Origin of the sequence: Methanosarcina sp., from assembly GCF_035390745.1 — an archaeon.
Taxonomy (GTDB): Archaea; Halobacteriota; Methanosarcinia; order Methanosarcinales; family Methanosarcinaceae; genus Methanosarcina.
Genome location: NZ_DAOOUJ010000027.1, coordinates 33,648 through 40,643 on the forward strand (window position 1 = coordinate 33,648; position 6,996 = coordinate 40,643).

The 6,996-nt window shown below is 37.3% G+C and carries 5 protein-coding genes; 3 read left to right on the forward strand and 2 right to left on the reverse strand.

Annotation, left to right across the window (positions count from 1 at the left end; translation table 11 throughout):
- The first annotated feature begins 67 nt into the window (after positions 1-67).
- Together PLL47_RS08115 and PLL47_RS08120 are read left to right on the forward strand one after the other, a co-directional pair.
- Positions 68-1,000 carry a hypothetical protein gene (locus PLL47_RS08115; RefSeq protein ID WP_324445687.1) on the forward strand — a complete coding sequence of 311 codons (933 nt, stop codon included), beginning with the start codon at positions 68-70 and terminating at the stop codon, positions 998-1,000.
- A gap of 211 nt (positions 1,001-1,211) precedes the next feature.
- A complete protein-coding gene (locus tag PLL47_RS08120) occupies positions 1,212-2,075 on the forward strand; it encodes a Bax inhibitor-1/YccA family protein (protein ID WP_324445688.1) in 864 nt (287 codons plus the stop codon).
- 149 nt (positions 2,076-2,224) lie between these two features.
- Here PLL47_RS08120 and PLL47_RS08125 read toward each other — a convergent pair whose 3' ends face one another.
- Entirely contained in the window at positions 2,225-3,121 is an 897-nt protein-coding gene (locus PLL47_RS08125) for a right-handed parallel beta-helix repeat-containing protein (RefSeq protein ID WP_324445689.1), read from the reverse strand.
- Between the two features lie 1,224 nt (positions 3,122-4,345).
- Entirely contained in the window at positions 4,346-5,425 is a 1,080-nt protein-coding gene (locus PLL47_RS08130; protein ID WP_324445690.1) for a hypothetical protein, read from the reverse strand.
- Between the two features lie 1,147 nt (positions 5,426-6,572).
- Between PLL47_RS08130 and PLL47_RS08135 the strand changes: the two genes are divergently transcribed.
- Positions 6,573-6,770 (forward strand): hypothetical protein, encoded by a 198-nt coding sequence (locus PLL47_RS08135; protein WP_324445691.1) that lies wholly within the window; start codon positions 6,573-6,575, stop codon positions 6,768-6,770.
- Positions 6,771-6,996: the final 226 nt, after the last annotated feature.

Sequence of the window (6,996 nt, forward strand, 5' to 3'; positions counted from 1 at the left end):
TTCCGTTGATCAATTTTTATATATCTTCCGTGATAATATATTATAAGTATAATGGAGGGAAGGAGGTATGAATGAAAAATCCCGGCATGTTGAACAAAAAGAAAATATACCGCGAGCCAGTTCAGGTTCCCTGTCTCAGGGTTACAGCATGAGCCAGTCTTCCCCATGTTTCTCTTTCACTTCTGTCCCTTATTTTCCTTGCCTTGACCTCAACATCTATCGGGAATCCAGGGTGAAATCAATTATCAGGGTTCACAGCAGGGATATGTACCTCCTGCTTGAAAATGTTCACTTTGACGGCGAGTATTGCAGGGTCAAGTGTGCAAGTAAGGGGGAATGGGACTACTGCTGGGATCTGGCAGTCCGGGTTCAGTTTTTCGGGAAAATGCAGGGAATAGCTCTTTACCCGAAACGTTCAGTTTCAGAAAAGGAGAAAAAGATAGTTTACAGGTCCCTCATTCTGGTTAACCCTTATCAGCTCTGGGATGAGTCTCTTGTAACCAGATTCTGGAATATTCAGGAGAGAGTCGAGTTCCTTATGGCCAGAATCCTTTTCCACGAATGCATCCATGTTATGATTTCAATTGGAAATACTCTTCCCTCTTCTTCCGGGAACACGGATATTTTCCGTGAATTCAGGGCAATGATGGATATTGCAGAATCAAGGAAGCTTGTTAGAGAAATGAATGAGGTCAAGTTCCGTCTCTGGAATCTGGCTCTTTTTGGAACATCAGGTTCTGAGAGTGAGAAAAAACTGCTCAAAAGGGTCCAGGAAATCTATGAGTTTCTCATTAATGAGAAATACAGCAACCAGAAAACAGGTCAGGCATTCCATTCCCCTTTACACAATTCAAAGTTAGCCCGGAAATATGCCTGGATAGCAGCTGTCAAAGCCGGAGGGGACAGGCAGATCAGTAAAAGAATATGGCAGGTTGAAGCCCGCAGACTCAGCATAGCATTGAGGGCATTGTATGATGGAATCGATTCCCTGCTTAAATAAGATTAAATTACTGGCTTAAATGGCTTATGAAGCATATCCTGGATATTTTCTGAACAAAAACGCCAGAATATCCTGTTAATTTCGTTTTTTTCTCTTTTTATCGCTCTATTTTTAAGTCATTAGCTTAAGATTAATCCATAATTATTGTCAACTTTACTGAGAGTTATATTTCGTTAACATTTATATTCTACTTATTCCAAACACTCTATGTATGACAGAAACATTTGCAGCAGATTCTATGCTTGTCAGGGAGAACCTTATAGACATATCATTTCAGAAGCGTTACCTTCATCTTGTGTACTTCTGGATGTTTACGGGTTTGCTGGTTTCAGGTTCAACAGCTTATCTCGTCTACAGGAGTCCCTTGATTTCAGGGCTTATACTGGATAGTTTTCTGGTGTTTTTTGGCTTATTAATTGCAGAGCTTATTCTTGTATCCAGGATTTCAAGTAATATCGATATCCTGACCCCTCTTCAGGCAAGGACAATGTATCTGATCTATACATTCATGACAGGGCTTACATTATCCGTGATATTTTTTGTTTATACTGAAAGCTCCATTTATTCCCTTTTTGGAATTTCATCCCTTACTTTCGGGATTATGAGTGTTTACGGTTACACTACAAATACGGATCTGAGCGGGATTGGTAACCTGCTTATGACATTTGTTATAGGGCTTATCATAGCTCTGGCAGGCAATTTATTCCTGCAAAGTTCTGGGCTTGATCTTATTATCTCAATTATTGGCGTGCTTGTTTTTTCAGGGCTTACAGCGTATGATACGCAGAAACTCAAAAGGTTGAGCCAGGGAGATCTTGAAGTGCTCAAAGAGCTCGGTTTTTCCAGTAAAAAAGACAATAACAAAGAATCCGATAAAAAGACGGCAGACGCAAAACAGGAAGGAAAACAAAAAATAGATACTGAACCTGAAAAAACAAATTCTTCTGAGCTCGTTGCAGCCGGATCCGCAGCCCATAAAGAAGCTATTATCGGGGCTCTTATATTGTACCTTGATTTTGTGAATTTGTTCCTGTATATCCTGAGGGCAATGGGAGAAAATAACGATAATGATTGATCGGGGTAATACAATAAGATACTTTTAAAAATGTGGAAATTAAGTTGCCTGCTTTACAGGCAGCGGCATGATTTCAGCCTTATCCATTTTAAAAATAAAGGGGTTGTTTCTCAGTTAATGAACTGAGAATTTTCCAATTTACAGGTTCTTTATCCACAGTTTTCAATTCTGTTATCGTGGATGTTTACACTGGTTTCGTCAGTGTTCAAATGTACTATTGCGGGGGCATCCAGGTCATGGAAATAGTTGCCAGAGACTTCTATGTTTACAAGAGTTCCCTGTAATTCCAGGCCTGCGTATCCGCCGCCAGATGTTGTGCATTCATTGTTTTGCATGACTCCATCGGTAACGGAATCGAATCTGACGGATGAATTGGTCCTGTTGATAAAGTTGCAGTTCTTAACTGTAATGCCGTCAACATGATATGCGTATACGCCGTCATGCCCGCATTTGTTTACAGTTACTGAGTCTATTACTACATTGCTGGATTGCGAAATAAGCATGGCATCGTTGCATCCGTTCTGGAATGTAACGCCCTTGATTGTTAATCCATTGCAGTTTATTATGGTTGCCATGTTATAACAGGAAGTTCCAAGCCTGACATCGGGATAATAGTCGCTCTGGCTTCCATCTACAACTATGTTTTTAATTGCAACACTGGATGCAGAACCGCCTCTGATCATAATCATGGCTTTCTTTTCTGAAATACTGCTCTCACGCCCGCCCCAGACCGGCAGTCCATCGGCAAGCTTAATTGTTACACCTGAGTCCCCTTCAAGGGTTGTGTCGCTGCCAATCAGAAGAGAATCGGCTATGTCATATGTGAATGGGCCTTTGAGCTGGACAGTTGTGCCCGGATTTGCTGCTGCATATTCAAGTGCCTGGTTAATCTGAACGTTATCTTCTACTCCGTCACAGTTGTAATCTCCACTTCCGTCTCCTGCAACAGTTATGACCTGTGTGTTCTCGCCGCCTAATACTGTAGGTACGGTTGTTAAAATAAGACATGTTACCAGGAATAGGGTTCCCAGTTGTTTTTTTAGCATCGTATCACCTTTGGGTTGGATTTTTATAGGGATTTAAGCAAAATCAAAATTTATAGGGTAATTCTATATTTTCCCCAAATGTTTCTCAAAATTCCATATTACGTACTCGTAATACCTTTTTTCCGACATATCTAATTAGATCAGCTTAGATTCTCTAATCAGGTCGGTTCGGTGCTGTTATTCAAAAATTTATATTACGTCTGCGTAATATTTTTGAACCTATCCAATTCGGTTCTCTGCGATTTATGTGGGGCGGACACGTTGAACACAGAGTCTCCACTCTCCAATAACCTCATAGGGATCAGGCATTGGAAGCGGCCGGACATTAGAAGTTTTGACTTCTACCACTCAAAATCTGCTACTGACCATGGGGTTTCTCCTCTGGCCAATACCTCCTGTTTAACCAATCACGGCTTTTAGCCGGGTCAACTCTTCTTCCGAAAAGACTGATTCAAAAGATCAATTCACCTGTTATTGAATTCTTGAGTTGACATTCTAGGTCTACGCAGTTTTATTATAAATTATTTTTGGTATTTTATAAAAAAAGTTGATATAGTTAGGGGTTGTCTCCTGGGTTTTTTGATTTTTTATGGAATAATTTATAATATTTTTTAAAAAATATGTATTAATATTGGGACTTATTAAGTGATAAAAACTATATTTAGCTTTATATAAATAGCTACTTAAATAACTATGCTGGTATTCGTATATCCTGGAAAGAAGGACAATATTAATCTCTGGTATAATGTGCCTCATTTTTCTAAAAACGAATTTAGTAGACATAATGTTCGAATTCTTAGAAAAACTCTCTCTTAAATCGACATTTTTTCATCTATCTTTATACGTGGTTCTTACTCAATTCTATATATTTTATTAAGTATAAATAAAAACTTTTTAAAGGAATTGCCCTTATCTTCTGCACAACTATAAAATAAATTATAAAAAATATGTAGAGCTGCTCAAATTGACACAGTTTGCTAAAATTCGAATGAAGGGAGTTGATAAATAAAATAGAAATCAATTTTCATATAGACCAGCTCTTCAGTTTATATTGTTAATTTAAAATATTTTTTAGGTTCGTTTCTGATAGGACCTTCTAAGGTTCAGAAAGATATCCTTATATCAGATAGACTTTTGTCAGTATGTGTATGACACTGAACCCGGAAAATTAGGCCTTTATTTGTTGATTTTTCCCTTTATCCAGGTCTGTTGATTTTTTTCCTTTTACCAGACTCCGTTGTTCTTCAGGGTAGCAAGAATATTTGTGAACTCATTACTGAACTTACATTTCCGGAAATCAGGGGTATTCAGGACATTCTTTTTTATTTCTTGCAGTGCGATTAATAGGCTCATATCGTCACTGTATTCGAATTCATCTTCCGATGAAACTATATTTTCTGCAAGAATTTCTATAAATCTTGGATCAAGGTCATTTGTAATATATGTATCCAGGACCAATAGATCTGAAATTCTTTTATAAAACTCCATTAATCTCTGGTAACCCGGTAAGGAGTAAATTTTTGCCGTATGTTTTTGACTGTTGAGATAAATAAGGTAGCGGGATATTGTGTTTATTAAGGTCTCTGCGTTTTCACTTTCAGGAAAAGTGATTGGAAACCTTTTGAGTATCTTTGGGTACAGGCTGTTGTTATTTCGAACTTTTTCGCGGCTCCAGATCTCTGGAAAAGCCCTTGATATCGAGGAATTAAGTACCGTTGTTACATAATGGTAGAGTGTGTGGTCTCCAAGAACAACCCCAATTCCATCTGCAAACACATAATTCCCGGATATATCGTATGAAGCCTGTAGACGGTAGTGGTCAGTAACGATGATTTTAGGTGTGTTAATATACTGGAGGAATCTTTCGTCTTTCAGGCGGTAACAATCAGCTGAATCAAGCTCTTCCTCACCTGTTCTGAACTTATATTTGATCTCTATAAGCCGTTTATAAGCCATCGGAAATCTTGTTTTCATCTCTTCTGGCTGAAAGACCCTGTATTTTTTCCTTATATCGTGGCCGATTATTTCATAAGGAAGCATAAACCGGTACTGGCTGGAGTGAATGGCAAATTCATTCGACAGAGCTCCATCCATGTAAGGATACATCAGTTCCTGTTCTATGTTTACGTTCCTTTGCAAACTTCTACAGGCATATGGGGCATCTGTGTAATCTCTTGAGAGGCTTACTTTATGTAAGAAATCATTTGTTGAAGGTACACCTTCAAAGATATCTATTGAGATATCCTCAAGAGTTCGAGGTATTTTACTCAATCTTTCTATAATATTCTCTTTACTCCAGAACATATATTACACTCCGTTATTGTATCTGAAGTTTTGGCAGATACCCTCTGTATTAGTCGCAATAATCCTGTAAAATTCATTTATATTATTAATTTTAAGAGTTGTGCGTAATTTCCAAAATCTCTATGTTAAATTCTATATACAATTTATATATAATAATTTTTTCATAAAGCAGGTTAACAATCAATTTATCTTTTCTCCAGGTTCTAATATTAATGAGGTCCGAAGTCTTCAAGTCAGGTACTTCTTATTTCCAACGGGAGTTTTAAAATTTGGCAAGAATCCAGGTTAACAATTAATATCAGAACTGAGTGAGGAAAGTTTAACAGAATCAATGGTTAAAATACGCATAGTATAATTCGAAAAATCCTGTAAATTGTGCGGTAGTAAAAAACTCAGGAGTCACAAAATAGATACGAATATTCCAAAAAAATACCTGAGACTTTCAAAATAGAGATGTATAATTATTATGAAAGTACCAATCTCCATAAACATACACGATATTCCTCTAACAACACCCTTAAAAAATAAAAACGCTCTCAGGTGCTTTCATGTCAAACGCACATGAAATTCTTTGAATAACAGGCACAAAGAATGAAAGTACTTGAGAGAACTTTCATGCTAAATAAATTCATAGTTTCCTTCACTATTGGTAGTTTCCAGTATCTTTGTACCTGGCCTGTGATCCAGTAACACAATCCACTCATAACTGGTTGACTTGAAGTTGAGATCTGCAACCTTGAATTGAAATTCTGTCTTTCCAGTTGGTACTGTAGCACCATTCTCATACTTGGAGACAAATCCAAATGCTGCTTTGTTTGTCTTGACGAGGGCCGTCTCATTAAGGATGAAGCTCAAAGGGATTACTAATGAAAATTATTTCTTTTTACTTGGGGATAATTTATAGGAAAATTCCCATTAGAGATCAAAGAAAATATAGGAACTAATACTCGAAAAAGTCGCTATAATTCTCTTTTCTGAACTCATTATACTCATTTAATTGATATGATATCATTGATATCTCTGAAATACTATCAAAATAATGTTAGTTCAATAAGATAACTTTTTATATAGAGTGTTTGTACTTATTATCAGAGTACAAGTAAAAAAGAATCAGATAGGGGGAAGAAAAAACAAGTAGGGGAAATATATGAAAATGAATGAGGCATACTTCAGGCAGTTTGACAGCAAAATAGGCTATGATGGTGCTGTAGTTCGAGGGGGAAACAGCATTGAAGTCCGGATTATGAGATGTCTGGGATATTTCCTGTACGGGGTTCTATTATCATTGCCAATAGCTTACTTGCTGATAGTCCTATTTCCAATGATCTTGGAAAAAATAATGTAAAGATACTAAAGATGCGTTTCTACACAAAGAGCTCTCGATCAGCATCATCAGGTTATGAGTGAGATTGTGGAGGAAACAATAAAACCAACTTGAACCCTGGAATGGTCGGCTATATCCTGAATAAGGAAATAACTGCCTGATCTTTACAGGATAATGTATGACCCTTGAGGATGTGCTGGAGATTAGATCGTACAGCTATCGATTCCACATCACCTTTATCTAACCT